Here is a 25,978-nt window from a genome sequence, read left to right as displayed (position 1 = left end):
CTTGCGGTGGGTGCCGACTGGTGGCTGGTCACTGGTGGTGTGCGGCGCTGAGCAGCGCTCTCGCCTCGGCCAGTGCGTGCGTCCGCATCTGCCGATACGCCGCCCGATCCCGTCGCGGCGCGCGGGACTTGAGGTTGTTGACGAGCGTCACCGCCCGGAACCAGCGCCGCTGGTCGCCGTAGAGCCGGCGCTCGGCCCCGGCGAGACAGCCGTCGGTGTGGTGGGCGACGACGAGACCGCCGGGCAGCTTCACCGAGAGCTCGGGCCGGCCCGTGCCGAACAGCGCGCTGTCCACGCGGCTGCTCGGGGCAGGGCCGCCGGGCCGGGGCGGGGTGAGGCCGCGGTCGGTCAAGCAGCGGTCGGTGAGCAGGAGTTGGGCGGCCTTGAGGGTGTCGTCCGGGGTGAGCGACACGGCCGGTTCGCGTGCGGTGCCGCAGGCCGTCGTCAGCGCGGCCAGCAGACAGGCCACGGCGGCGGTCCTGGCCTTCACCCCGGTTCGCAGTCGGCGTGCGGGGTGGTGTCGACCGCGTCGAGCTTGTCCCACCACTCCCAGTTCTCGGAGTAGTCGCCGCCGCGGATCACGCGCTGCAGACAGGGGCCGTGGGCGGGGAAGTGGAGGGCGTACACGGTCTTGTCGACCTGGGAGCCGAACGACTTGGCATGCCGGAGCACACGGTCGGCGGGTACGGCGAAGCCGCCGCGCCCGGGGTCGTAGCACCAGCCGCCGCCCGCGCCGGTCTCCCCCGGCTCGGGCCAGAAGCAGACGTGGCCGGGCAGGGCCGAGGCGGGGGTGGGGGCGAGGGTGGGCACGAGCGCCGCGCACAGCAGAGCGAGGGCAGCCGAACGTCTCAAAGGGACCTCTGGGGACAGGGGTTGGATGGTGCACGCGCTGCCTTCCCGCGCACCATCCCCACTACACACCGTGAACGTCGGCACCACTCATTACGGTGAGTAGTCGTATTGCGGTAATCCGATGTCCCCGCCACCGCCTTCGCTCGTAGAGTTCCCTTCATGGTGATGGCGACGGTCCGCGAGTGGCGCGACGAAGAAGGCTGGGGTGTCCTCGACAGCCCCGAGACCCCCGGCGGCTGCTTCGGCCACTACGCCGACATCCAACGCCCCGGGTTCCGCACCCTCACCCCCGGCCAGCAGGTCGAACTCGTCTGGGAGGCCCCGGGCTTCAAGCAGGACGGCTACGACTACCGCGCCGTGAGCATCGTGGTACGTCCCACCTGACAGCCGGGTCCGGTCCTCCCCCGTCCGCTCACTGGCCCAGCGGTGCCGGTGGTGTGGTGTCCGGGACGGGCTTCGGGGGGACCGGGGTCGGGGGATGGGCTGTTTTCGTGCGTTCCTTGGTCAGGGCTTTTGTCATCCTGCGGGCCAGCAGGGGGTCGGCCGGGAGGACGTGGGAGGCGAACCAGCGGGCCGCGGTGGGGTCGGGGGACGGGTCGGTGAACTCCGGTCCCGCGTAGTCGTCCAGGGGTGGGTCGTAGATGTAGCCGGAGACGATTCCGTGGCTGACCAGGCGTTCCACGAGGGCGTCGCGGTCCTCGACCAGCAGGGGGACCCGGAACAGGGGCAGGGGGCCGTGGTGGGCCGCCCGGTCGTTCAGAGCCGGGGAGGCCCAGGGGGTGCCTGACAGCAGGGTGACGCCTTCTCTGCGGCGGGAGAGGTTCTCGTCCAGCACGTTCATGCGCAGGTTCAGGCCCGCCCGCACCAGTCGCCCGTGGCGGGCGCGGTAGTCGTGCAGGTCCACGCGGATCCAGGGGTCGTACGGCAGCAGGCTCGGAGCCTCGTGGGCACAGAGCGACAGCCTCGGTGCGTGCAGGGACATGCGGAAGGCGTCGCGTTCCAGAAGGCCCAGGCGCTGCATGGTGCGCCAGGTGGGGCGTACGAGACGCAGCGCGCGGACCGTGGAACGGGCCAGGGGGCGCAGGGCCGTCGACAGGTCCGCCGTCAGCCTCGCCGGTGTCAGCAGGTCGTCCCGCAGCAGCTCCAGCTCCCTGCGTGCCCGCGCGTCCTCGACCGCCAGGAAGCCGCCCGCCATTCCCGCCACGTGCTTGGAGAGACTGAAGGCGGCCGCCTTGCCGAACGTGCCGATCGGCTGCCCGTCCACGTGCGTGCCGATCGCATGCGCCGCGTCCTCGATCAGCGGTATCCCCAACTGCTCGCAGCGGTCGCGCAGTTCGACGATCCGGTCCGGCATCCCGTACAGACTCGTGGTCAGCACCGCGTCCACACCGCGCCAGGTGGACTCCGGTACGGCCGCCGGGTCGATGTTGCCGTCCCACGGCGACACCGGGGCCTGCACCGGGCGCAGGCCGGCCGCGAGGACGACGAAGAGGATCACGTCGTCGTTCACCGGGGACATCAGGACCCGGCCGCCCGGGCGGCACCAGCGCCGCAGGGCCAGGTAGAGGGCCAGTCGCGCCGAGGGCGTGTAGACGCATTCCCGTCCGAGCCGCCGTGTCATCGTCGCGGCGAGCCGCGATCCGTACGGCATCGTCACCTCTTCCAGCAAGGAGTCATGAAGGGATCGGAGCCCCAGCGAGAGGGATCTCCGAAGGGGCACCCGGGAGCGCTGTGCGCTCTCGGACGCGAGGCCGGACGACCGGTTCAGCGCGTCTTCGCGCGCAGACCGCCGATCGTCTTCAGCAGACGGTCCGCCGGCTCCCGCAGCCGCGGATGCGCCAGCACCGTGTTCCGCAGGCCCCTGACCGGTCTGCGCCACAGACGGTGGGTCGCGGCGACCGGGTGGGGCCGGTACGCGAAACCCTCGCCGACGCGCAGTTCACGGGTCTTGAGCCAATCCTTGTACTCCTTGTCGCCGCGCCCCAGGTCCATCACCCGCACGCCCTGCCGGCCCGCCGCTTCCGCCATCCGCAGATGCATGATCAACCCCGGTGAGTAGTACCGGAGTTCGGGGTCGTACGCCGTGAACCAGGCCGCGAACACGGTGCGCGAGGTGGGGCCGAAGTGGGCCGCGACCGGACGGTCACCGGCGTAGACGACCGACAGGACGCCGGTGAAGTGCTCCTCGCGCATCTGGAAGAAGTGGTCGGTGAGACCGACGATCCAGGGGCGGGCGAAGCGGTCCATACGGCCCGTGCGGCGGTACTGGGCCGACTTCCACCGCATCAGCTGCCGCAGCATCGCCGGATCCCGCTCGTCGAAGACGAACCGCAGCTCACCGAGGTCGCGGGCCAGCCGCCGTTCCTTCTTCAGAACCGTCTTGGCGAGTCCCGGATAGGAGCCGCGCAGCCACTCCGGATACGTCGTCCCCTCGGCCGCCTTGAGATCGACGACCGGGGACGCGAACGTCCCGGTGACGTACCGGCCGAGAGGTTTCTGCTCGTCGACCAGGTGGTCGAACTCGAAGACCGAGAGACCGCAGGCCCGCAGCAGCTCCCCCGTGTCCCACGTGACTCCGGGACGGTGGACCAGCGCCTGGCAGTCCGAGAGGCCCAGACCGATGGCCCGGCCGACACCGAAGGCGTTGCGTTCGTACGGGAAGAAGCCGACGGGCTCCCCGTGCTCGTGCAGGACCGCCACCCGGGCCCCGCCGCGGTATTTTCCGACTCCGGCCGCGAACTCCGGTGCCAGGAACGGGTTTCCGAAGTCGGGCGACTCGTCCGTCACCCGGTGCCAGGCCGCACGGAGCTCTCCGCCCAGCTCCTCGGGTCTGTGAATCGTGATCCGGTTTCTCATGGAGTTGCTCGTGGATCGCATGGGCGACCGCTCCCCCCAGTTCCCCCCACGACGCGTCTACCGCGTCCTGCCACGCGCACAGAGTGCGGTGAGGCTCAAACGTCGCGAAACAGTACGCAGACTGTCAAGAGTGCCTGTCGTAACGGAACCGTACGGAGTGGGAGGTTCCGTTCCCTCCGCGTTTGCGCGACCCCTACATTGATCTCATGGCCGTGCCCGTTCCCGATGTCCGTGTGCTCATCTCGTACTCGCACGACGGCGATGGACACCGCAAGGCGGTCCTCAACCTCGCGAACCGGCTCCGCCACGCGGGCATCGACGCCTGGATCGACCAGTTCGAGGAGCACGAGCCGCCCGAGTCGTGGCCGGACTGGATGCGGCGCGAGCTGACCAGGGCCGACTTCGTGCTGGTCGTGGTCACCGAGGTCTATCTGGAGCGGTTCAACCGGGACTCGCCGCAGGGCGTCGGGTCCGGGGTCAGGTGGGAGGGCGCGCTGATCACCGCCGGGCTGTATCACGGGCGGCAGGACAAGGCGCGGTACCTGCCGGTCGTGCTGCGGGAGGAGGACCGGCCGCTGATCCCCGTGCCACTGAACCTGACGACGTCGTACGTCGTCGGCGAGACCGGCGACGGGGACCTCGCCCCGCTTCTCCGGGTCCTGCGAGGAAGCCCCGGGGCCGTTCCCGTCACGCTCGGCTCCCGGCCGGAGGACGCGGCCCGGGACTGGCAGATCGACCTGTATCTGGGAAATGCGCGGGAGGTCTGGAGGCGGCTCGACCCCGACCTCCGTCTCGCCCTCGCCCAGGACTGGATCACCGCCAACTCCGCCCACCCGGAGGTCCGGGACCACGACCGGGACGAACTGGCGCACGCCCTGGCGGAGGAGCGGCCGCGGCACGCGCTGTCCGAGCTGCTGCTGGAGGGCAGGGTGGAGGTGCTGCGGGACCACTTCGCCACCGTGAACCCGTCCTCCTGGGGTCCCGTGGGGACTCCGCGCCAGGTCGGCCCCGACCACGCGATCGTGGCGATGGGCTCGTCGGACGGGGGCTCGCCGGAGCGGTCGTTGCTGATGAGGCGAATGGGCCGTGAGTGGCTCGTGGCCAACTTCCGGGCGGCGTACGTGATTCCGGGGTGGCCGCCTCGGCAGGAGGAGATACCCGGAGCGTTGTCGGACAGGGGGATGTGACATGGCGGACGCCGAGTTCGTGCAGGGGATGACGCCGTTCCTGAGGGAGTCCTTGGGCGTGTACGGCGATGAGGTGCTGACGAGTGCGGCCGTGGCCGGCGCGGGGGCGGGGGCCGAGGTCGGGCGGGAGCTGTTGCGGACGACGCACCGCCGGGTCGATGAGCGCGGGCGCGAGGGGCTGACGGAGGCGGTTCGGGAGGCGGCCGCCGAGCCGGGGAACGAGGACGCGCTCGGGGTTCTCCGCCAGGAGATCCGGCGGGCGTTGCGGAAGCATCCTGAGTTGGAGGGGGAGTTGGCCGCGCTGTTGCCGAGCGGGGGCGGTACGACGGTCATCGCGTCGGGGGCTCGGTCGATCGCCGCGGGCGGGAACATCGGGATCGCCATCACCGGTGACGGTCACGGTTCGTCGAAGCGATGAGCGAGGCGGGGTCGGGGGCTTCGGCTTCCGGGGAGCGGGCGATCTCGGCGGGTGAGTCGATCGGGGTCGCGGTCAGTGGGGACAACGCGCGGGTCGTTGTGCTACCTGCGGAGGCCGTGCACTGGGCGCGGACCGTCGGGGCGTCGGCGGGGGCGGGGTTTCTGCCGGGGTCGGCTACCGAGGTGTTCGTCGGGCGGGGCAGTGAACTCGACCAGCTGCGCGCGCTGTTGACCGGGGGTGGTTCGGCCGCGGTGACTCAGCAGGTCGCCGTGCGGGCGATCCATGGGTTGGGCGGGGTGGGGAAGAGCTCGCTGGCCTTGCACTACGCCCAGGAGTACCGGGAGTCGTACTCGCTGGTGTGGTGGATCACCGCGGAGAGCGCCGAGTCGATCGTGTCGGGTCTGGCGGGGCTGGCCATGGCGCTGTGCCCGCAGTGGGCGGGAGCGGTGGGGTCGGACGAGCGGGCGGCCTGGGCGGTGCTGTGGCTCCAGGAGCATGAGGGGTGGTTGCTGGTCTTCGACAACGTCGAGGATCCGGCGGTGCTGAAGCCGTATGTGGGGACGCTGCATCGGGGGCATCATCTGGCGACCAGTCGCAAGGCGACGGGGTGGCATGTGGTGACCACGCGGACCATGGCTCTGGGAGTGCTGCCTTTGGAGGACGCGGTCGATCTGCTGACCCGGCTGTCGATTCCCGGGCGGGCTCCGTCGGGTGAGGAGTGGGAGGCGGCTACGGAGTTGGCGCGGGACTTGGGGTGTCTGCCGCTGGCTCTGGAGCAGGCGGGGGCCTATGTCCATGAGACGGGGGCCGGGCTGGATGAGTATCGACGTTCACTGGGGTTGGTGCTGGACGAGGCGAGCGAGGGGATCGATCCGGAGCGGACGATCGCGCGGATCTGGGATCAGACGATCACCGCGGTCAGCGGACGGAACCCCTTCGCGGTGGTGCTGCTGAACGCTATGGCGTGGCTGGCTCCGGACGACATCCCCCGGGCGCTCCTCGCACCGCTGGCGCCGGACGGGGTCGCGTTGAACAGGGCGCTGGGCGTGCTGCACGCCTACAACATGGTCAGCTTCACCGATGCGCGGAACATCAGCGTCCATCGACTGGTGCAGACGGTGATCCGCGACAAGGAGCCGGCCGAAGGGAGGGAGAACGCAGAGCAGGCCGTTCAGCAGGTCTTGCCATCCGGAGTCGATGACGACAGCCTCGGTACGGACCGCTGGCGGCGGATCCTCCCGCACATCACCGCTCTGGCCGAGAACGCGCCGGCGGACCGTGTGAACGTCGGGATGCTCTTCGCCTATCAGGCAGCCTCCGCCTATCTGTCCCGGCAACAGCGAGACGCCCAGACTGTCGGCTTGCGTCGGCAGATCGTCATCCAGTGCGAGCATGTCTTCGGCGACACCCACCCCAACACCCTCGGCGCGCGCAACAACCTCGCCAGCGCCTACGCCACCGCCGGGGACCTCGAACGAGCCATCCCCCTGCTGGAAAGCAGCCTCGCAGAGACCGAGGCGACCTTCGGCGATACCCACGCCAACACCCTCACCGCACGCCATAACCTCGCCGACACCTACGCGGACGCCGGGGACCTAGAGCGAGCCATCCCTTTGCTGGAAGCCAATCTGGCCCAGTACGAGCAGATCCTCGGCGACACCCACCCCAACACTCTCGGCGCCCGCCACGGCCTCGCGCGCGCCTACCACGCCGCGGGGGACCTGGAGCGAGCCACTCTCCTGCTGGAGACCACCCTCGCCCAATGCGAGCAGGTCTTAGGCGACACCCACCCCAACACCCTCACCGCACGCCACAACCTCGCGCAGGCCTACAACACCGCCGGAGACTGGCAACGAGGCATTCCCCTCATGGAGGCGGCCCTCGCGCAGCGCGAGCAGGCCCTCGGCGACACCCACCCCTACACCCAGGACAGCCGCAGCGCCCTCGACCGTGCCCGCACGGCGTCGGCCGTGGTCACCCGTACAAATGACTTGTACGGGTGACCAAGGGTGAACGTACGCCGCCCGATGGGCAGTTCCTCCGCATGAGCAACAAGAGCCGCAGCTCGCGGATGAGGAAGAACGCGTCCGCCGTGAAGATGGTCGGGAGTCTCGTCGGTACGTTTCGGCGGGCGGCCGGGCTGACCCAGGTGGCGCTCGCCGAGCGGGTGGGCGTGGACGAGGAGACCATCGCGTCGATCGAGCAGGGCAGACGGACGCTGAAGGAGGATCTGGCGGCGCTGCTGGACGAACTCCTGGACACCAAAGGTGCGTTGGCCGTCGCGCTGGCGCACATGCCCGAGGTCGACCTGTTCCCGCGGTGGGCGGAGGAGTACATCGACCTGGAGCGGGAGGCGTTGGCCCTGTCGTCGTTCGAGAACCAGGCCGTGCCGGGCCTCCTGCAGACCCCGGCGTACGCCCGTGCGGTCTTCCTGAACGAGGTGCCCGCCTTGACCGAGGGCGAGATCGAGCAGCGTGTCACGGCGCGCGTCGAGCGTCAGGAGGTCCTGACCCGAAAGGTCCCACCGACCGCGACCTTCATCCTCTCCGAGATGACTCTCATGGATCGGCTGGGTGGGGACGAGGTGCGCGACGGACAGCTGCGGCGCCTGCGTGAGTGGGCCGTCCTGCCCGGGATCACGATCCAGGTCATGCCGGTGGGCCGGGACTTCCACGCCGGACTCTCCGGCCCCTTCGTTCTCATCGAGACCCTCGACCACCAGCACCTCGCCTACGTCGAGGGCCAGCGCAAAGGCTGGATGATCGCCGACCCCGACGAGGTGTCCGTCCTGGAACTCAAATATGCGATGCTGCGGTCACAGGCTCTCAACCCCCAGGAGTCCAGAGACCTGTTGGACCGTCTGCTAGGAGAGCGATGAGCACCGCACTTGAGTGGTTCAAGTCCAGCTACAGCACCGAGCAGGGCGGTAACTGCCTCGAAGTCGCCACCTCACCCCACACCATCCACATCCGCGACTCCAAGCACACCGACGGCCCCGCCCTCACCGTCACGCCCGACACCTGGACGTCGTTCCTCACGCTTGCCGGCCGCCACTAGAGCCAGCGTCACCGCCACCGACGCAGCGGCCATCACCGTCATCCCCGTCGCCGGGGACGTCAGTTGGGCCACCGTGCCCGCCAGCGCCGCCGCCACGCCCTGCATGGTGAGCATCCCGGCGGACCGCAGCCCGAGCGCGTGGCCCGCCATGTCGTCCGGGGTGAGGGACATCAGCCGCTCCTGCTGGACCAGGCTCGCGGCGAAGCCGACGTTGGAGAGGCATACCGCCAGCGCCGCGACAGCGACCGGCGGGTGGAACGCGAAGAGCAGGTACGGCGTCGCCAGCAGCAGGAGCAGCGGGGTGGCCAGCCGGGGTCGCAGCGCGGGGCGTACGAAGCGGCCCACCCACACGTCACCGGCGAACATGCCCAGCGCCCCGCTCGCGAACAGCGCGCCCGCGGCCTCCGGGGCGTAGGAGACGTAGAGGGAATCGCAGCCCACGACCAGGCCGTTGGGGATCCACAGGCCCAGGTAGGTGAGGCGGCGGGGGCGTGAGGACCACAGGACGGCGTTGTTGCGCCAGGTCGCCGTGACCGAGAGGCGGCCCGAGGTGCGGGGCGGGCGGGCGGTCAGGCCCAGGCGGTAGCCCAGGGCCTGCGTCAGATACAGGGCGGCCGCCAGGAGCAGGCAGGTGCGCGGGGACAGCAGTGCCAGGAGCGCGCCGCCCATCGCGAAGCCCAGAACCTGCATCAGGCCCGAGGCCATGTTGAACATCGAACGCCCCAGCACGAAACCGGACTTGGGGAGGATCTCGTTCAGCAGCCCGCCGGTCACTCCCCCGCCCAGCGACGCGATCAGTCCCTGTACCAGGACCACCGCGAAGACCGCCCAGACCGGCAGCCCGGGCACCGCCAGCACCGCCGTCAGGGCCGCGAAGGCGAGCCCCATCCCGGCCAGCGTCGCCCGCGGGGGCAGCCGGTCGGCGCCCGAGAGCAGGAAGGTCGCGCCCAGTACCTGCGCCAGCTGCGGGCCGAACATGCTCAGCGCCGCCAGCAGCGGCGAGTCCGTGGCCCGGTAGACCAGCGTCGCGAGCGACAGACCGCCGATCGTCAGGGCCGCGTTGAAGGCGGCGTAGGAGAGGAAGAAGGGGGTGAACTCCGGGGTACGGAACAGGTCGCGGTAGCTGCGCATGGACGGGAGTCTCGGAGCGATCACCGGTCGGTCGTTAATGTTTCGCGCAGACACGAAAGGTCGTACGACGCATGGGCTTGTGGCTGATCGACGCCGACACCCTCGCCCGCAGCCGCTTCCTGGTCTCCCCGTTCGCGGAGACCTTCGCGAGCCTGAAGCTGCTGCACGCGGGGGTCGGCGCCCACTCGGGCGAGGAAGCGTGGCTGCGCGCGCATCTGCCGGGGTACCGGGCGCTGCTCGCTGCCGACCCGGTGGCGGGACCGCTCGTCGACGCCGGGCTCAGGTCGTGGATCGCCGACTTCATCTGCCCCACGCCGTGCGCCGGGGAGACCTTCGAGGAGACGGTGGTCCGGGTGCGGGCGGCCGCCCCCGAAGCGGCCCGCGCCAACCTCCGGGTGTCCCTCGCCGGACCGCTTCCCGCCGTCCTGGAGCGGGACGACCTGCCCGAGCGGGCGGCCGCGCTCCTCACGTACGTCTGGGAGGAGACCGTACGGCCGTACTGGGACCGTCGGCGGCGCGTTCTGGAGGCCGACGTGGTCGCGCGGACCGCGCAGGTGAGCCAGGGAGGCTGGGCCGCCGTACTGGACTCGCTGCGGCCCTGGACCCGCTGGCTCGGCGGCAGCCGGTTCCAGGTCAACCTGCACGAGTATCCGCCGCGGGAGATCGCCTCCGGGGCCGAGCTGGCGTTCGTCCCGGTGACGACGGGACGCGGCTGGGTGTCCTGGGAGGGGCGGGAGCGGTACGCCGTGGTCTACCCGTGCTCCGGGGTGCTCGCCGAGGACCACGACCGGCGGCCGGTCCCGGCGGGGCTCGGCGCGCTGCTCGGGCCCGCGCGGGCCACGGTGCTCACACTGCTCGGCTCCCCCATGAGCACGACCCAGCTCGTCGCCGTCACCGGCCAGTCACTCGGCTCGGTCGGCCGTCATCTGCGGGTGCTCCTGGACGCGGGGCTGGTGGAGCGGCGGCGGGCGGGTCGGTCGGTGCTGTACGACCGGACTGCGGCGGGGGACGTGCTGGTCGAGGCGCCGGGTGCCGGTCCGCGCCCCAAAGGGGCGCGGGGAACGGCGCGACCAGCCACGGACGGCCCGCAGCCGTAATACGACCTTCGTTCGGCCGCCCCCAGCGGAGCGCCTAGCATCCGCTTATGACGCTTTCTGACAGCACCTCCCCCCTCGCCGTCGACGTCGACACCCTCCAGGGCGGCGCCGCCGACCTCTCCCAGTACGCCGGCCAGGCCGTTCTCGTCGTGAACGTGGCCTCCAAGTGCGGGCTGACCCCGCAGTACAACGGGCTCGAGAAGCTCCAGGAGCGGTACGCCGAGCGCGGCTTCACCGTCCTCGGCGTGCCCTGCAACCAGTTCCTCGGGCAGGAGCCCGGCAGCGCCGAGGAGATCGCGGAGTTCTGCTCGGCGACGTACGGCGTGACCTTCCCGCTGACCGAGAAGGTCGAGGTGAACGGCGAGGGCCGGCACGCGCTCTACGAGCGCCTTGTCGGCTTCGCGGACGCCGAGGGGCACACCGGGGACATCCGCTGGAACTTCGAGAAGTTCCTCATCGGCCGCGACGGCACGGTCGTCGCCCGCTTCTCGCCGCAGACCGAGCCGGAGTCGGACGAACTGGTCGCCGCGGTGGAGGCGCAGCTCGCCGGTTGACCTTGCCCCTGGGGCAGGGCTGAGCCTCCTGGTCACCGGGCGGAAGAAGCCGCCCGGTGACGGAGGATGAACCGGTGACCGACGAACTGCTCACCATCGGCGCGTTCGCCGCGCGGGCCCGCCTCTCGGCCAAGGCCCTGCGGCTGTACGACCGGCTCGGCCTGCTGGCCCCGGCCCATGTGGACGCGGCCAGCGGCTACCGCTACTACCGCGCCGGCCAGGTCGAACGCGCCCGGCTCGTCGCCATGCTGCGGCAGCTCGACATGCCGCTCGCCCGGATCGCCGAGGTGGTCGAGGCGGGCGGGACCGCGGGCGCGGACGTGCTGGCCGCGTACTGGGCGGACGTCGAGGCGCGGGTGGCGGGGCAGCGGACGCTCGCCGAGTACCTCCGTGGACGACTGTCGGGGAGGAGCTCCGAGATGTACGGGAAGTTCGTGGTGGAGACGGTCCGGCTGCCGGAGCAGGTGGTGATCGCCGAAAAGCGGCACACGCTGGCGGACGAGCTGCCGACGTGGATCGGGGCGTCGCTGGGGCGGCTGGAGGGGGCCTCGCGGGCGTGCGGGGGTGCGACGGCGGCGCCGTTCGTCGTCTACTACTCCGAGGTCTCCATGGAGAGCGACGGCCCCGCCGAGTCCTGTGTGCCGGTCGCCGACGAGACCGCGGCACGGGCGTGGGCGGCGGAGCAGGGGCGGGCCTGGGAGACCCGGGTCCGCGTCGAGCCGGCCCAGCGGTTCGCGTACACGCGCATCACCAAGGCCCAGGTGGCCCATCCGCAGATCCTGGCCGCGTTCGAGGCGGTGGAGGAGTGGATCACCTCGCAGGGCCTGGAACAGGCCGGGCCCTGCCGGGAGATCTACTTCGCGGACTGGGATGCGGCGGGACCGGACGACGCGGTGTGCGACGTGGCGTTCCCGGTCAGGTGAGCCGCACTCACTTCAGCTCGTCGGGGCACGGCGTCCCGCGCGGCAGCTGATAGGGCGCCGCCAACCGGTACGTTCCCGCCTTCGGCGCCAGCAGTTCGGTCCACTTGTCGCCGTGGACGTCCTCCTCCGTCTCCATCAGGCAGCCGTTGACGTTGTCGTACGACTTCGGCTCGCCGTCGGGCCGGTCCTTGGACGCCTCCGTCTCCCGGGGGCCCTCGAGGCTCTTGCCCTCGGCGTCGACGATGCTCAGCCACGGCGAGTAGGGGATGCGGATGAGGATCCGGCCCGGCTTGGTCACCTGGAGGGTCCACTCGCCCTGCTCGGCGCGCTCGACGACCGCGTCGGGCTCGGCGAGCGGGGCCGGGTCGGTGACCTTGAACAGCTGCCAGTTGGCGTCGCCCCAGACCTGCTTGAGGTACGGCATCCCGCGCTGCACGAGCTCCCGCTCGCGCTCCCCGCCGTCCCCGTCGGGCGCGTCCTTCGGCAGCACCACGAAGTGCACGGCCCAGCGGCCGAGCCACTCGTGGTAGTTCGCCGAGTTCAGGGTGTCGTCGTAGAAGAGCGGGTTGCGCTCCATGTCGGCCTGGCGGTTCCAGCCGCGGGCCAGGTTGACGTACGGGGCGAGCGCGGAGGCCTCGCGGTGGGAGCGCGCGGGCACGACTTCGACGCGGCCCTTCTCCGCGCCGACCCCCTGGAGTTCGTTGACGAGCGGGGCCAGTTCGCGGGCCCAGGAGGCGGCCGGGGTGGTGTGGACGACGTCGTCGACCGACTTGAACCCGATCCAGCCGGTGAACACGGCGATGGACAGGACGATCGCGTACCACTTGCGGGAGCGCGGCACCGCGAAGGGCAGCGCCGCCACCAGCACGACCCCGGCGAAGAGCATCGGCAGCCGCGAGATGTTGGTCCCGATCTGCGAGCTGATCAGCCAGACCAGGACCACACCGAGCGAGTACACCCCGGCCGTCAGCCGGACCGTCTTCCACTCCTTGGGGACGAGCACACAGACGAGGACGCCGTACGCGAACGGCAGGATCACCGAGCCGAACCCCATCGGCTGGGTGCCCGAGAACGGGAAGAGCCAGGCCGACACCGCGACCACCGCGGTCGGCGCGAGCCCCAGCGCCCACGCGCCCGGCCGCCGCTTCTGCAGGAACAGCGCCGCGGCCACCAGCCCCACGAACAGTCCCGCGACCGGCGAGGCCATCGTGGCGAGCGCGGCCAGCGGGGCCGCGCACAGCGCCTTCGCCCAGCGCTTGTAGCGCCAGCGGTGCGGCCAGCAGAACACGACGGCGACCGCGCCGAGCGCGAACACCGTGCCCAGGCCGAAGGTGACCCGCCCCGAGGCGGCGTTGCAGAGGAAGGCGACGAGCCCGGCGAGCGCCGCCCACAGCGGGTTCTGCACCGACCGGCTGCGGATGAGGATCATCGTGAGCAGCCCGGCGGAGATCGTCCCCGCGATCATCATCGTCGTACGGACACCGAGAACCGACATCAGATACGGCGACACCACGCTGTACGACACCGGGTGCATCCCGCCGTACCAGGCGAGGTTGTACGCCGAGTCCGGGTGGCGGCCGACGAACTCGGCCCAGGCGTCCTGTGCGGCCAGGTCGCCGCCGCTGTTGGCGAAGGTGAAGAACCAGACGATGTGGAGCACACCGGACAGGGCGGTGAGGGAGAGGGCCGGGTGTCTCAGCAGCCGCTCACGCAGAGCGAGGAAGGCGGTGGACGCAGCCGACGGCTGCTCCTCCGCGGGACTGCTCGTGCGTTCCCCGCCGTCACGCGGCGCGGGCACACGTATTCGCGGGCCGGTACCCGGGCCCGGATCGGCGTCGTCGGCGCGTGTCGGCTCGGCTGTGGCCACCTTCAGGCACTCCCCGTGTCCCGTCTTCTGTTCTCGGCCGCGTCCCGTTCCGGCCATGTTCACGGCTGCGTCTCCGGGAGCGGCGACCTGCCCCGATTCGTGACGCTAGCACGCAGCCCGCCGACGGGCGCCCTGACGGGTACCCGGTCGACGGGGTGCATACAGGATCTTCGCTCCTCTTTCGCCGTACGAGCCGCCCCACGGGTCAGCTGATGCGCGTCAGCTTGTCCGTGAAGCCCGGTTCGACGAGGTCCTTCTGGAGTGCGACGGGCACCTTCACCGCACCGGCCGAGGCGTCACCCACGGTGAGCGTGCCGACCTTGGTGCCGGCCTTCGCGGTGTGCGGTACGTCGTCGGCGGCGAAGGTCAGCTTGACGGTGAGCCCGGACCAGCCGACGGCCGTGACGTCCTTGGTGGCGACGACCGGGGTCCTGCCGCCGAGGCCGTCGTCGACGTAGCCGACGACATCGCCCTTCTTGAGGATCGTCGCGGACTCCAGCGCGCCCTGCGCCGCCCGGATCAGCTGGTCGCCCGCGGTGAGGGCGGCGCTGAGGATGGTGTTGTCCACACCGCCGGCGGGCTGGCGGACGACGGCGCCGACGATGGTGCGGGTCTCTCCGTTGACCTCTTTCTTCGCCGCGAAGAGGAGGTTGCCGAGGGCGGAGGTGGTGGTGCCGGTCTTGATGCCGACGACGTTGTTCTTGCCGACGATCTGGTTCCAGTTGGGGTGGTTGACGCCCTTGTAGTCGTCGTACGACATCATCGCCGCGACCTCGCGGAACGCGGGCTCCTCCATCGCCTTCTTGCCCAGCTTCACCTGGTCCACGGCGGTGGAGACGGTGGTGTTGTTCAGACCCGAGGGATCGGTGTACGTCGTGTTCGTCATCCCGAGGTCCTCGGCGGCGGCGTTCATCTTCTCGACGAACGCCTTCTCCGAGCCGGCGTCCCAGCGGGCGAGGAGCCTCGCCACGTTGTTCGCGGAAGCGATCAGGATGCTCTCGAGGGCCTCGCGCTGGGAAATGGAGTCCCCGGCGGTCACGTTCACGGTCGATTCCTGACCGGCCTTGGACTGGGCCTCGGCGGTCTGGTCGATCTTGATCTTCGGGCCTGCGGCGCCGCTCTTGAGCGGGTGGTCGCGCAGGATGACGTACGCCGTCATGACCTTGGCGACACTGGCGATCGGGACGGGCTTCTGGTCACCGGAGGAGCCGAAGCTGCCGATGCCCTGGACGTCGAGGGCGGCCTGGCCCTCCGCGGGCCACGGGATGTCGACCTTGCTGCCGTCGAAGGAGTAGCTGTCCTCGGCGGTGAGTTCGAGGGTGGGGGTGGGCAGCGGGCGCATTGCCTGTGCGACCGCAAAGACCACCGCGAGGAGCAGGACGAGGGGGGTCCAGATCTTGACCCGCCGGAACGTGGTCCGCAGCGGTGTCTGCGGGGGCGGCGGGGTGTTCGTGAGCTCGGCCAGCAGGTCCAGCGGGGGCTTGGGCGGGAGGGGCTGCTGGGTGGTGCGCTCGGGGCCGACCTGGGGAATGGCGGTGGTGACGTCGGGCTTCAGCGCGACGAACTTGCTGGGCAGCTTGAGCATGGTGGTGGGCTGGTCCACGCGAGCCTTCGGTGCGGGCTCGTCGGCCTTCACCCCGGGCTCAGGGGCCGCCTGAGCGGACTCCTCAGGGGCATCCACGGCGTCACTCGGGGCCGCGTCGGCGCGGGCGCCCTGAGCGGACTCCTCACGGGCGTCCACGGCGTCGCTCGGGGCCGCGGTGACCCGGGGGTCGGCCTTCGCGGCGCCCGCCGGTCGCTCACCGTCCTCGGCGCCCGGATCCGCCGCCCCCGGAGAATCCCCGGACCGCACCCAGGCGGCCACGGCAGCACGCAACCTGGCATCACCACCGGGTTCACCCGGCGCCGATTCGCGCGCGTCCCGCGAATCCTCGCCACGGTCGGCCGGCACGGCGTCCTGAACACGCTCGGCGCCGGCAGCCGAAGCGTCCTCGGGCGCGTCTGAAGCCTCCACGTCCCGCGAGCCCTCGGCACCGCCGGTCGGCACGGCATCCTGAACGTCCTCGGCACCCTCGGCGCCCTTCACGGGCCCGCTGTCGGTCGCTGCGGCGTCCTCCGCGCCCTCGGCAGCCCTCGAAGCTCCGGCACGAGCGCCGGCAGCCCCTGCGCCGCCCTCAGCCCCGCCAGACGCCGACTCGGCGGGCACCGCCGAGTCGCCCGCGTCCCGCGAACCCTCGGCACCATCGGCAGGCACGGCGTCCTGGATGTCCTCGCCCGCCGGTGCGCCCTCGGCACCGCCGGTCGGCACAGCATCCTGGACGTCCTCGGCCGCCGCAGCGCCCCCGGCACCCTCGGCGCCCTTCACGGGCCCGCTGTCGGTCGCTGCGGCGTCCTCCGCGCCCTCGGCACCCCTCGAGGCTCCGGCACGAGCGCCGGCAGCCCCTGCGCCGCCCTCAGCCCCGCCAGACGCCGACTCGGCGGGCACCGCCGAGTCGCCCGCGTCCCGCGAACCCTCGGCAGGCACGGCGTCCTGGACGTCTCCGGCCGCCGCTGCATCCCCGGCGCCTTCGGTGCCCTTCACAGGCCCGTCGTCGGCCACCGCGGCCGCCTCCGCACCCTCCGAAACCCCGGCACGGGCGTCCGCAGCGCCCTCGGCACCGGCAGACGCCGACTCGGCGGGCGCCGCCGAAGCCCCTGCGTCCCGCGAACCCCTGGCACCGCCGGTCGGCACGGCGTCCTGGACGTCCTCGGCCACCGCAGCGTCCTCCGCGCCCCCGGCACCGGCCTCCGGAGCCTCTCCGGAGCGCTCAGCCCCGGCAGACGCCGACTCACCGGTCGCCGCCGAAGCCCCCGCGTCCCGCGAACCCTCGGCGCTGTCGGCCGGGACCGCGTCCTGGACGTCCTCGGCCGCCGGTGCGTCCTCCGCATCGGCCGTGGCGTCGCCCGCCCCGGCCTTCCCGGCGTCCTGGGGGCCTTCCGTCGCCGTGTCCTCGTCGGGCGTGCCCGGAGGGGTCGGCTTCGTGTCCTGTGCCGCGGCGCGGGCCTGGGCCACGTCGCGGGCCGAGAAGACCCGTGTCGCCGTGTCCACGCCACCGCGGACCGCGGGCGGCTCGGTGTCGCGGGCGACCGCCAGGCGCGGGTCGCGCACCTCACCCCGGGCTTCGGGAACCGGACTCGCGCTCCCCGACGTCGGTTCTGCCGACGACTCGCGCTGCTTCGACCTGTCGGGGGACTCGCCCGCCACCGATGCCTCCTAAACCGTGAACGCGTATGGACCGCCTCGCCCTGACACCGCTCCCCCACGGTGTCCGAACCATGTACCAGTGTCCTGTGTGAGGGCTTGGCTCCTGCGGTAGACGAGAACGACATACCTACCGGTTCCACTACAAACAGGTCACGCACCCTCGACAGACCAATGTGAGAGGGGTCACCCTGTCTTTCATCCACGCGGGGAGGCATGGATGGGCATGAGCCGCAGAACACTTCCGGAGGAGCTTCTGCTACTGGCGCTGGACCCGGCCACGGGTACCACCGCACAGCCGCAGTCGCTCGACCTCGGTCTGGCCGGAGCACAGCTAGTGGAGCTGGCGCTGGCCGGACGGATAGCCCCAGACGGGGATCGTATCGCCGTGGTGTCCCCACGGCCGACTGGAGATCCAACACTGGACTGCGCGTTGGAGTTGCTGCGAAGGCGTGGCGCTCCGGTTCGCGCGATCCACTGGATTGGCGGGCCGCGTCTAGGGCTCCGCCAGACCTACCTCTCACATCTGGAGCGGTGCGGCATGGTGCATGCCGTGGCGGGCCAGATGTGCGGAGTGCTGCCGACGACTCGCTACCAGGCGAGTCAGACCGAGATCAGCCGGGAGATCAGATCCCGACTGGACTCCGCGATCCGCACCGGCGTACCGCCGGACCCGCGGACCGCGGCGCTCGCCGCCCTGGCGCACGCGGTCGGACTGGGCAAGCACCTGTATCCGGGCAACGAGGGACGCTCCTCTCGCTCCCGGCTGCGGGACCTGATCAGGCACGACCCCATGGGCGGTCTCGTGGCGCACGCCGTGATGGACGTCCAGAACGGTGTGGCCGCACAGCCACGCCGCAGCCCGGCACCGACCGGCCGTCCGGCCGGACCAGGCGCCAGGCAGGCACCGGAACCCGCCCGCGGCGTTCCGGTGCAACCGCGCCGCGGTGCCATGGCGCGTGTCGTGGCTCACTGAGCCGCAGTTCCACGGCACGACCGACGTAGCACCGCACCACGCACCACACGCACCTCCGGCGTACCCCAGACCCGGTATCGGGAGCCGCTGGTCCGCGCGGGGCGGCGGGATCGCGTGTCCGAGAGGACACCGCGGTCCTGCCGTCCCGCGCGGCCTTTTTGTGCCCCGGATCATGGCCGAGTCGCGCCCTCGATGCGCCAACTGCCTTGTGATCATGGCGAACTGGCGCGTACGCAGCGCATATCCACTGTTTCCCAGCGGTAGAAACCACCTTGGTGGCAGTCTGCTCAACAGCAGATACGCAAAGTGGCCATTTTCGAAGGCACGCAGCCGGAGGTGCACGTTCCCGTGGCGTCCAATGTCAATCCCACCGTCAGGCGACGCCGGCTCGGCCAGGAGTTGCGCCGGCTCCGTGAACTCAAGGGCATGACGGCCGAGGAAGTCGCCGAACGGCTTCTGGTGTCGCAGTCGAAGATCAGCCGGCTGGAGAACGGCCGGCGCAGCATCAGCCAGCGCGACGTCCGCGATCTGTGCGGTGTGTACGAGGTGGAGGACGTCCGGATCGTCGACTCCCTGATGCAGATGGCCAAGGACAGCCGCCAGCAGGGCTGGTGGCACTCCTTCGGCGACATCCCCTACAGCGTCTACATCGGCCTGGAGACGGACGCGGCGAGTCTGCGCGTCTACGACCCCCAGGTCGTCCCCGGGCTCCTCCAGACCCGCACCTACGCCGAGTCCCTCATCTCCGGCGCGCTGCCCGAGGCGACGCCCACCGACATCGACAAGCGTGTCCAGGTGCGACTGCGCCGACAGGAACGTATCTCTGCCGCCGAGAACCCGCTCCGGCTGTGGGCGGTTCTGGACGAGGCGGCGCTGCGCCGCGAGGTCGGCAACCGGCAGGTGATGATCGAGCAGTTGGAGCATCTGATCGAGATGTCGCAACTGCCGCACGTGACGGTGCAGATGATCCCGTTCACGATGGGCGCGCATCCCGGGGTGAGTGGGCAGTACGCGATCCTCGAGTTCCCCGATGCCGCCGATTCCAGCGTGGTCTACATCGAGGGCGTGACAAGCGACCTGTACCTGGAGAAGGCGCAGGACGTACAGAAGTACAGCGTCATGTACGAACATCTGCGGGCACAGGCCCTGAATGTGGACCAAAGCCGGGAATTCATCTCAGGCATCGCCAAGGACTACGCACGCTGACCCACTTCGTCAGGCGAGGCGCCGCAAGGTACACCTTCGCCCGGTCGCAGCGGAAGACCCCAATGGAATATGCCACCCGCCCGGGTGAATACTTCCTCCGCTCCCCGATGTTGGCGAGTAGCGTCGATCACGCCATCGGATAACAACGTTGGCGCAAACCCGTGCCGTGCAGATGGAGACATACGCACGCCACGGCGACAGCAACTCAGCAACTGGCTAATCGGAGCGAAAATGGCAATCAAGCAGGGCGCCGCGGACCAGTGGGTCAAGTCCTCCTACTCCCAGGGCAATGGCGCGTGCGTCGAGATCAAGTCCCCTGTCGTGTCGGCGATGGCCGTCCGGGACTCGAAGATCCAGAACGGCCCCACGCTGGCCTTCCCCGCGGACGCGTGGAACGCCTTCGTCGGCTCGGTCAAGGCTTAAATGGCCGAGTGACCGAGCACTACACAACTGCACAAGCATCACCGAAGAGCCCTCTCGACCAGATCGCCGTCCTTGCCGAGGGGGCTCGGCTTGTGTCCCGGCGCGGGCCTACCGGAGACGGTCGACGTAGGTGTCCGTTCCCGGCACGGTCGGGATGAACGGCGCCACCAACTCCACCCTCCCCAGGCCGGTTTCCGCCACCGGCTTCTCCAGGCCCGTGAAGTACTCCTCCCAGCACTCCCGCGGATCCGCCTCCAGGAACCACAGCAGCGTCAGTCGGGTGTCGACGCCCTCGACCTGCTTCACATACGTCATCCGGTCGCCCGGCAGCGGCGTCGGCCTGAAGACGGTCACCATCGCCGCCGGTGACCCCGCGATCCGCTTCGGCAGGTGCCGGGACCGCAGCCACTCCAGCAACTCCTCGCGCTGTGCGGACGATTCGGCGTCGATCACCTCGACGACCAGGCCCTTGTACGGGTGGTCGAGGGCGTGGAAGTCGCGGGGCCCGGCCGCCCCGTCCCGGTAGACCGTCGCCTCGTGGTCCTGGAACGCGGTGAAGACGTGCGTGCGGTCCTGGTAGACCCGGGCGTCCCGGTTGAGGCGCTTGTTGATGCCGACGGTCCACTTCATGTGGTCGTCGTAGCGGCCGTCGGTGATCCAGTACGTCGAGATGTAGCACCCGGCGGTGACGGGCTGGGCGATCGCCGACTTCTCGGGGTAGCGCAGGAGCTGGAGGTCCCGGGTGGCGACCCAGCGGCGCCCGGCGTACATCCAGGGCATCGCCATCGCGCCGGCGTAGTAGTGGTCGTCCTCGTACCAGCGGTTGTACGCGTACTCGTGGCCCGGATGCGGCTCGACCATGGTGATGAGCGCATGGCCGGGACGGACTCCGTACGGGCCCACGGCGGCCAGTTCGGCGTACGTCCGGCTGCGGGTCTCTTCGCTCATTCCCTTCCCCTTCCTGGATGGCTCGCCCATACTCTGACGCCCCGTCAGATATATCGCCAGGGTCAGGGCGAGCGAACCGAAGGGGAGGACTCCCATGCCACTGCTCACGGGCAGGACCGTGGTCGTGTCGGGCGTCGGTGCCGGACTGGGCCACCAGGTCGCCGCCGCCGTCGTACGCGACGGCGGGAACGCCGTGCTCGGGGCGCGCACCGAGGCCAACCTCGCCAAGAGCGCCGCCGAGATCGACCCGGACGGGACGCACACGGCGTACCGGCCCACGGACATCACCGACGAGCAGCAGTGCGTGGCGCTGGCGGAGGTGGCGAGCGAGCGGTTCGGGCGGATCGACGCGGTGGTCCATGTGGCCGCCTGGGACAGCTATTTCGGCGGCGTCGAGGATGCGGACTTCACCACCTGGCAGTCGGTGATCGACGTGAACCTGCTGGGGTCGCTGCGGATGACGCGGGCGTGTCTGCCGGCGCTGAAGAGGTGCGGCGGGTCGGTCGTCTTCATCGGGACGCAGTCGTCCGTGGCCGCCCCCTCGCAGGTGCGGCAGGCGGCGTACGCGGCCTCCAAGGGGGCGCTGACGAGTGCGATGTACTCCCTCGCGCGGGAGCTGGGGCCGCACCGGATCCGGGTCAACACCGTGCTGCCGGGCTGGATGTGGGGGCCGCCGGTGCAGGCGTACGTGCAGTTCACCGCGCACACGGAAGGGGTCGGGGAGTCCGAGGTGCTGGCGAGGCTCACCGAGCGCATGGCCCTGCCCGATCTCGCCACGGACGGGGATGTGGCCGATGCGGCGGTGTTCCTGGCGTCGGATCGGGCGCGGGCGATCACCGGACAATCACTGCTGGTCAACGCCGGGGAGCTGATGCGGTGAGTTCATGTAGGTGAACCGAGGCCATCATGCCGAATACTTTTACCTCCCTTTGACCTTACGCTCACTTGTCGTGTTCACGCGACAGCGCCCACGATGAGCGCCGGGTCGAACCCCTGGGAGGGCGCACATGAACGGTCTCGACTGGGCCGTGCTCATCGGCTATTTCGGCGTGATGGTCGCGATCGGCGTGTGGTCGCACAAGCGCGTGGACAACGTCAGTGACTTCTTCACCGCCGGCGGCAAGATGCCCTGGTGGCTCTCCGGCATCTCGCACCACATGTCGGGCTACAGCGCGGTGATGTTCACGGGATACGCGGGCATCGCCTACACCTACGGCGTCACGTCCTTCGTGACGTGGTCGTTCCCCATCGCCCTCGGCATCGCGATCGGTTCGAAGCTGTTCGCGCCGCGCATCAACCGGCTGCGCTCACGTCTCCACGTGGCCTCCCCGCTGGAGTACCTGAAGAACCGCTACGACCTCAAGACCCAGCAGGCGCTGGCCTGGTCCGGCATGCTGCTGAAGATCGTGGACGTGGGCGCCAAGTGGGCGGCGATCGCCACCCTGTTGTCGGTCTTCACCGGCATCTCGCTGAACCAGGGCATCCTCATCACCGGCACGATCACCGCCGTCTACTGCACGATCGGCGGGCTGTGGGCGGACGCGCTGACCGAGCTCGGCCAGTTCGTCATCCAGCTCCTCGCCGGTGTCGCGATGTTCATCGCGGTCGTCGCGGAACTGAGCGACAAGGGCATCGGCTTCTTCGAGGCCTGGGACCGTCCGGAGCTCCAGGGCCACGGCGAGCCGTTGGTCGGCCCGTACGGCACGGTCTTCCTCCTCGCGTTCCTCTTCATCAAGCTCTTCGAGTACAACGGCGGCATGCTCAACCAGGCCCAGCGCTACATGGCCACGGCCAACGCGTACGAGGCCGAGCGCTCGGCCCGGCTGTCCGCGATCCTCTGGCTGGTCTGGCCGGTCGTCCTGTTCTTCCCCATGTGGATGTCGCCGCTGCTGGTCGAGTCCCAGAAGCCGGACGGCTCCGACTCCTACGGCCTGATGACCGAACAGCTGCTCCCGCACGGTCTGCTGGGCCTGGTCATCGTCGGCTTCTTCTCCCACACCATGGCGATGTGCTCCTCCGACGCCAACGCCATCGCCGCGGTGTTCACCCGGGACTGCGCGCCGGTGGTCTGGCGCAGGGCGCGGACGTGGAACGAGGGTCAGGGCCTGAAGGTCGCCCGCATCGCGACCGTCGTCTTCCTGGGCCTGTCGATGGCGGCGGCGACGCAGGTCAACTCCCCCGCGTTCAAGGACATCATCACGGTCGTCATCAAGTGGGTGGCCGGTCTGATGGGCCCGATGGCGATCCCGATGATGCTCGGCCTTCTCCGCCCCTTCCGTCGCTCCGGTCCGACGGCCGCGCTCACCAGCTGGTCGATGGGTCTGCTCGCCTTCTGGCTGGTCAACTACCCGATCAACTGGAACGTCGACGGCGGCGTCCCGCTCCAGTACCAGGTCTCGATCCCGCTCGCGGTGTCGCTGGTCCTCTACATCCTCATCGGCTTCGTGAAGCCGGAGGACACCCCGGAGCGGCTCGCGATCATCGAGAAGATCAACACCGACGGGGACGGGGCGGCGGCCGCGGCCGTGCCGGTGCCGGCGGGGCCGGTGGACGAGGTGGTGCGGACGAAGGACTAGGCAGGCTCCCGGGGGGTCAGCCCCTCGGGTACCTGGCCAGCCATCCCGGGGACGACCCCGCCGGACCGTGGAGCGCGGGCCCCTGGGTCATCTCCATGGCGAAGTCGTCCGCGAGTTCCAGCAACGTGGGACGGCCCTCCAGCTCGGCCAGCCAGGCCGGCGGGAGGGCCGTTTCGCCGTGCAGGGCGCCGAGGAGGCCGCCGGTGAGGGCGCCGGCCGCGGCGGAGGGGCCGTCGTGGTTGACGGCGAGGCAGAGCCCGTGCCGGACGTCCTCGCCGACGAGGGCGCAGTACACGGCGCCGGCGAGCAGCCCCTCGGCCGTCCCCTTCCCCATGAGCTCCCCGACCCGCTCCGGGGTCGGCATGCCCTGCCGTACGGCGCCCAGCGCGTGCTGCAACGCGTCCGAGACGGCCTGATGCCCCGGCCGGGCGGCCAGCATCGCCAGCGCCCGCTGCACGGCCCCGTCGAGGCTCTCGCCGCGGGCCAGCGCGTGCACGATGACGGCGTACGCCCCTGCGCAGAGGTACGCGACCGGGTGCCCGTGGGTCTGCGCGGCGCACTCCACCGCGAGCTGTGCGACGAGCTGCGGCTCCCATCCGACGAGCAGCCCGAAGGGCGCGGACCGCACGGCCGCCTCGGGCCCCGCCTCGCCGGGGTTCTTGGGGGCCTCGAGGGTCCCCATGTTCTCGTCGCCGAACCCGACGAGCAGCGAGCGGGCGGGGTCACGCCGGGCGTACAGCCACTCCTCCCTGGCGAGCCACCCGTCTTCCTTGCGCCGCTCGTCGGGACCCCAGTCCCGCTGGGTGGCGGCCCATCTGAGGTACGCCCGGTGCAGATCGGTGGGCGGATGCCAGGCCCCTATGTCGCGGCGCACCTGGGCCCGTATGAGCCCGTCGACGGAGAAGAGGGTGAGCTGGGTGAGATGGGTGACGGCACCGCGTCTGCCGTAGGCGGCGCCGAGATCGACGACGCCCTCGGCGCCGTAGGCCTCCTGTATCCCGTCGAAGCCGAGCTGGTCGACGGGCGCCCCGAGCGCGTCCCCGACGGCGGCTCCGAGCAACGTCCCCCGCACCCGGCTCCGGAAGTCCTGCTGCTCGACACGGCCCCATATGGCCCCGGCTGTCGCACCCACCAAGACCTCCCCAGCGGCACCGCCCGCGTACACGACGATTCAGCACTGTAATCGACCGGGAACGGTCGGTTCAGGGGGCGTAGGGGTATGGGGGGTGTGCCCGGAGTGGTCGGAAATGGTCCCGGGTGGTCAGGTATCACCCGTACCGCATCACATCGCAACCCGGTCGCCCGGACGTCGGCCACTCTGGCTCAATGCGTACGGCGTACGGCGGGTGCCGGAGGGGAAAGCTGATCGCCATGGCCACGACACCCCCACGCAGCGCACTCCACCTCGCCGGCACCCTGCTCACGGCGACCGTCGCCCTCTACATGGCCCTCGTCGCGTTCGGGAACATCACCGACTTCGGGACGAACCAGGCGTTCGTCCAGCATGTCCTCGCCATGGACACCACCTTCAAGGACGACGACCTGATGTGGCGGGCCGTCACCAGCGAGGGACTTCAGAACACGGCGTACGTCGCGATCATCGTGTGGGAGGTGCTCGCGGCCCTGGTGCTGATCTACGGCACCTGGCTGTGGACCCGGCGCGACGACCTCCGCGCCCGGCGCTTCTCCACGTACGGCCTGCTCATGGTGATGCTGCTCTTCGGCGCCGGGTTCATCGCGATCGGCGGCGAGTGGTTCTCGATGTGGCAGTCGGAGGACTGGAACGGGCTGGACGCGGCGCTGCGGGTGTTCCTGCTGAGCGGGGTCGCGCTCGTGGTGGTGCAGTTGCCGTCCGCCGAACGCTAGGCGACCACCACCACCGACGTCCCCGTCTCCCCGAACGTCCACAGCGCCGAGCCGTCCGCCTTTGCCATGCGGATGCCGCTCGTCTGTGCGCCGGAGGCGACCGCGGGGGGCGATGAGCCGTCCACCGCGTTGGAGAAGGCGATGGAGAGGCCCGACTTGCTGGCGAAGTAGATGATGTGCTCGATCTGGACGCCGTCCGAGCCGGTCGTGGCGTCGCGGCGGACGTCGACCTTGTAGGCGCCGGGGTCGGGGCTCACCGTGCCCGGCCAGACCGGGAAGGTGCGCTGGGCCGCGTCGCTCGCGTCGACCAGCCAGACCCGCTTCTCGGCGAGGGAGTAGACGATCCGGCGGCCGGTGCCGGAGTCGTCCGGCACCGCGGCGGGCGTCGACTTCGTGGGGGACGCCGAGGGCTGCGCCGAGGCGGAGGCGCTCGGGCGGGGGGCGGAGGCCGTGGGCTTCGTGCCCTCGTCCGCCTTGACGGCGAGGACCGCGACGGCGGCTATCGCCCCCACCGTCAGACCGGTCACCCAGACCTTCGGGGCAGGCACGGCACGCATCTCCTCAGCTACGGCCCCCTCCGGACAAACAGGGGTCCGATCATCGTACTGTGAGCCACCCCGAGCTCCCGCCCCAAGCCCGGCCCGCGCCCGCGCCCCGCGCCTCCGATCCGGCCCAGCCCGTGCCCGCCCTCAGCTCAGCCCGAGCCCCAAGCCCAGCTCTCCGCCTTTCCCCTCGCCCCGGCCCGCCCCAGCCCGCACCCGCGGTCCAGCCCAAGCCCCGAGACCAGCCCCCGCTTCACT

At 70.7% G+C, this 25,978-nt stretch carries 24 protein-coding genes and 1 pseudogene; 15 read left to right on the top strand and 10 right to left on the bottom strand.

The window, feature by feature from the left end:
- Window positions 1-28: 28 nt before the first annotated feature.
- Window positions 29-490, bottom strand: coding sequence for a hypothetical protein (locus ACIOHP_RS11635; RefSeq protein WP_401885991.1), 462 nt, complete (start codon window positions 488-490; stop codon window positions 29-31).
- Window positions 487-852, bottom strand: coding sequence for a hypothetical protein (locus ACIOHP_RS11630; protein WP_401885989.1), 366 nt, complete (start codon window positions 850-852; stop codon window positions 487-489). Before ACIOHP_RS11630 ends, ACIOHP_RS11635 begins: the two co-directional genes overlap by 4 nt.
- Window positions 853-1,011: 159 nt before the next feature.
- Between ACIOHP_RS11630 and ACIOHP_RS11625 the strand changes: the two genes are divergently transcribed.
- Window positions 1,012-1,236, top strand: coding sequence for a cold shock domain-containing protein (locus ACIOHP_RS11625; RefSeq protein ID WP_351682896.1), 225 nt, complete (start codon window positions 1,012-1,014; stop codon window positions 1,234-1,236).
- Between the two features lie 28 nt (window positions 1,237-1,264).
- Here ACIOHP_RS11625 and ACIOHP_RS11620 read toward each other — a convergent pair whose 3' ends face one another.
- Both ACIOHP_RS11620 and ACIOHP_RS11615 read right to left on the bottom strand, forming a co-directional pair.
- A complete protein-coding gene (locus tag ACIOHP_RS11620; protein ID WP_401885987.1) occupies window positions 1,265-2,503 on the bottom strand; it encodes a DegT/DnrJ/EryC1/StrS family aminotransferase in 1,239 nt (412 codons plus the stop codon).
- Window positions 2,504-2,616: 113 nt separating this feature from the next.
- The gene (locus tag ACIOHP_RS11615; RefSeq protein ID WP_401885985.1) at window positions 2,617-3,729 is read right to left on the bottom strand and encodes a GNAT family N-acetyltransferase; all 1,113 of its coding nucleotides are present in this window, start codon (window positions 3,727-3,729) and stop codon (window positions 2,617-2,619) included.
- A gap of 185 nt (window positions 3,730-3,914) precedes the next feature.
- On the opposite strand from ACIOHP_RS11615, the gene ACIOHP_RS11610 reads away from it, so the two are divergent.
- The 5 genes and pseudogenes from ACIOHP_RS11610 to ACIOHP_RS11590 all read left to right on the top strand — a co-directional run.
- Window positions 3,915-4,895, top strand: coding sequence for a toll/interleukin-1 receptor domain-containing protein (locus ACIOHP_RS11610; protein ID WP_401885982.1), 981 nt, complete (start codon window positions 3,915-3,917; stop codon window positions 4,893-4,895).
- Between the two features lies 1 nt (window position 4,896).
- Window positions 4,897-5,313 carry a hypothetical protein gene (locus ACIOHP_RS11605; RefSeq protein WP_401885979.1) on the top strand — a complete coding sequence of 139 codons (417 nt, stop codon included), beginning with the start codon at window positions 4,897-4,899 and terminating at the stop codon, window positions 5,311-5,313.
- The gene (locus ACIOHP_RS11600; protein ID WP_401885976.1) at window positions 5,310-7,316 is read left to right on the top strand and encodes a tetratricopeptide repeat protein; all 2,007 of its coding nucleotides are present in this window, start codon (window positions 5,310-5,312) and stop codon (window positions 7,314-7,316) included. The genes ACIOHP_RS11605 and ACIOHP_RS11600 overlap by 4 nt, the downstream gene beginning before the upstream one ends.
- 41 nt (window positions 7,317-7,357) lie before the next feature.
- Complete coding sequence (locus tag ACIOHP_RS11595; RefSeq protein WP_401885973.1) at window positions 7,358-8,191, top strand: Scr1 family TA system antitoxin-like transcriptional regulator; 834 nt, start codon at window positions 7,358-7,360, stop codon at window positions 8,189-8,191.
- Window positions 8,188-8,292, top strand: a pseudogene (locus ACIOHP_RS11590) (DUF397 domain-containing protein); the annotation flags it as partial. The gene ACIOHP_RS11595 and the pseudogene ACIOHP_RS11590, both read left to right, overlap by 4 nt.
- Here ACIOHP_RS11590 and ACIOHP_RS11585 read toward each other — a convergent pair.
- Window positions 8,263-9,501: an MFS transporter gene (locus tag ACIOHP_RS11585; RefSeq protein WP_401885971.1), complete on the bottom strand. Its 1,239-nt coding sequence runs from the start codon at window positions 9,499-9,501 to the stop codon at window positions 8,263-8,265. The pseudogene ACIOHP_RS11590 and the gene ACIOHP_RS11585 overlap by 30 nt on opposite strands.
- Before the next feature lie 71 nt (window positions 9,502-9,572).
- Between ACIOHP_RS11585 and ACIOHP_RS11580 the strand changes: the two genes are divergently transcribed.
- Genes ACIOHP_RS11580 through ACIOHP_RS11570 form a run of 3 tightly spaced genes read left to right on the top strand, consistent with a single transcriptional unit; the run spans window position 9,573 to window position 12,075 of the window.
- A complete protein-coding gene (locus tag ACIOHP_RS11580) occupies window positions 9,573-10,598 on the top strand; it encodes an ArsR/SmtB family transcription factor (RefSeq protein ID WP_401885968.1) in 1,026 nt (341 codons plus the stop codon).
- A 47-nt stretch (window positions 10,599-10,645) separates the two neighbouring features.
- Window positions 10,646-11,152: a glutathione peroxidase gene (locus tag ACIOHP_RS11575; RefSeq protein WP_401885964.1), complete on the top strand. Its 507-nt coding sequence runs from the start codon at window positions 10,646-10,648 to the stop codon at window positions 11,150-11,152.
- A gap of 56 nt (window positions 11,153-11,208) precedes the next feature.
- On the top strand, window positions 11,209-12,075 hold the full coding sequence (locus tag ACIOHP_RS11570; RefSeq protein ID WP_401885962.1) for a MerR family transcriptional regulator: 867 nt from the start codon (window positions 11,209-11,211) through the stop codon (window positions 12,073-12,075).
- 7 nt (window positions 12,076-12,082) lie between these two features.
- Here the strand turns inward: ACIOHP_RS11570 and ACIOHP_RS11565 are convergent, their stop codons facing one another.
- Window positions 12,083-13,942, bottom strand: coding sequence for an MFS transporter (locus tag ACIOHP_RS11565; RefSeq protein WP_361538318.1), 1,860 nt, complete (start codon window positions 13,940-13,942; stop codon window positions 12,083-12,085).
- 205 nt (window positions 13,943-14,147) lie between these two features.
- Complete coding sequence (locus ACIOHP_RS11560; protein ID WP_401885958.1) at window positions 14,148-17,186, bottom strand: D-alanyl-D-alanine carboxypeptidase; 3,039 nt, start codon at window positions 17,184-17,186, stop codon at window positions 14,148-14,150.
- A gap of 217 nt (window positions 17,187-17,403) precedes the next feature.
- On the opposite strand from ACIOHP_RS11560, the gene ACIOHP_RS11555 reads away from it, so the two are divergent.
- The 3 genes from ACIOHP_RS11555 to ACIOHP_RS11545 all read left to right on the top strand — a co-directional run bounded on the left by ACIOHP_RS11555 (window position 17,404) and on the right by ACIOHP_RS11545 (window position 19,788).
- On the top strand, window positions 17,404-18,159 hold the full coding sequence (locus tag ACIOHP_RS11555; protein ID WP_307029423.1) for a GPP34 family phosphoprotein: 756 nt from the start codon (window positions 17,404-17,406) through the stop codon (window positions 18,157-18,159).
- A gap of 348 nt (window positions 18,160-18,507) precedes the next feature.
- The gene (locus tag ACIOHP_RS11550; protein ID WP_351682926.1) at window positions 18,508-19,365 is read left to right on the top strand and encodes a helix-turn-helix transcriptional regulator; all 858 of its coding nucleotides are present in this window, start codon (window positions 18,508-18,510) and stop codon (window positions 19,363-19,365) included.
- A 231-nt stretch (window positions 19,366-19,596) separates the two neighbouring features.
- A complete protein-coding gene (locus tag ACIOHP_RS11545) occupies window positions 19,597-19,788 on the top strand; it encodes a DUF397 domain-containing protein (protein ID WP_327717679.1) in 192 nt (63 codons plus the stop codon).
- Between the two features lie 108 nt (window positions 19,789-19,896).
- Here the strand turns inward: ACIOHP_RS11545 and ACIOHP_RS11540 are convergent, their stop codons facing one another.
- Window positions 19,897-20,736 carry a hypothetical protein gene (locus ACIOHP_RS11540; RefSeq protein ID WP_361538323.1) on the bottom strand — a complete coding sequence of 280 codons (840 nt, stop codon included), beginning with the start codon at window positions 20,734-20,736 and terminating at the stop codon, window positions 19,897-19,899.
- A 94-nt stretch (window positions 20,737-20,830) separates the two neighbouring features.
- Here ACIOHP_RS11540 and ACIOHP_RS11535 point away from each other — a divergent pair, with 94 nt between their 5' ends.
- Both ACIOHP_RS11535 and ACIOHP_RS11530 read left to right on the top strand, forming a co-directional pair.
- Window positions 20,831-21,616, top strand: coding sequence for an SDR family oxidoreductase (locus ACIOHP_RS11535; protein WP_361485103.1), 786 nt, complete (start codon window positions 20,831-20,833; stop codon window positions 21,614-21,616).
- A gap of 127 nt (window positions 21,617-21,743) precedes the next feature.
- On the top strand, window positions 21,744-23,312 hold the full coding sequence (locus tag ACIOHP_RS11530; RefSeq protein ID WP_361538327.1) for a sodium:solute symporter family protein: 1,569 nt from the start codon (window positions 21,744-21,746) through the stop codon (window positions 23,310-23,312).
- Between the two features lie 16 nt (window positions 23,313-23,328).
- Here the strand turns inward: ACIOHP_RS11530 and ACIOHP_RS11525 are convergent, their stop codons facing one another.
- The gene (locus ACIOHP_RS11525) at window positions 23,329-24,444 is read right to left on the bottom strand and encodes an ADP-ribosylglycohydrolase family protein (RefSeq protein WP_361538329.1); all 1,116 of its coding nucleotides are present in this window, start codon (window positions 24,442-24,444) and stop codon (window positions 23,329-23,331) included.
- Between the two features lie 239 nt (window positions 24,445-24,683).
- Between ACIOHP_RS11525 and ACIOHP_RS11520 the strand changes: the two genes are divergently transcribed.
- Entirely contained in the window at window positions 24,684-25,178 is a 495-nt protein-coding gene (locus tag ACIOHP_RS11520; protein WP_401885950.1) for a DUF2165 domain-containing protein, read from the top strand.
- Here the strand turns inward: ACIOHP_RS11520 and ACIOHP_RS11515 are convergent.
- A complete protein-coding gene (locus ACIOHP_RS11515; protein WP_401885947.1) occupies window positions 25,175-25,735 on the bottom strand; it encodes a hypothetical protein in 561 nt (186 codons plus the stop codon). The genes ACIOHP_RS11520 and ACIOHP_RS11515 overlap by 4 nt on opposite strands.
- Between the last annotated feature and the right edge of the window lie 243 nt (window positions 25,736-25,978).

The sequence above is a fragment of the Streptomyces sp. NPDC087859 genome (assembly GCF_044742595.1).
In the GTDB taxonomy this organism is placed as follows: domain Bacteria; phylum Actinomycetota; class Actinomycetes; order Streptomycetales; family Streptomycetaceae; genus Streptomyces; species Streptomyces canus_F.
The sequence above is the reverse complement of the archived record's forward strand: the minus strand, read 5'-3'. Positions and strand labels throughout refer to the sequence as shown.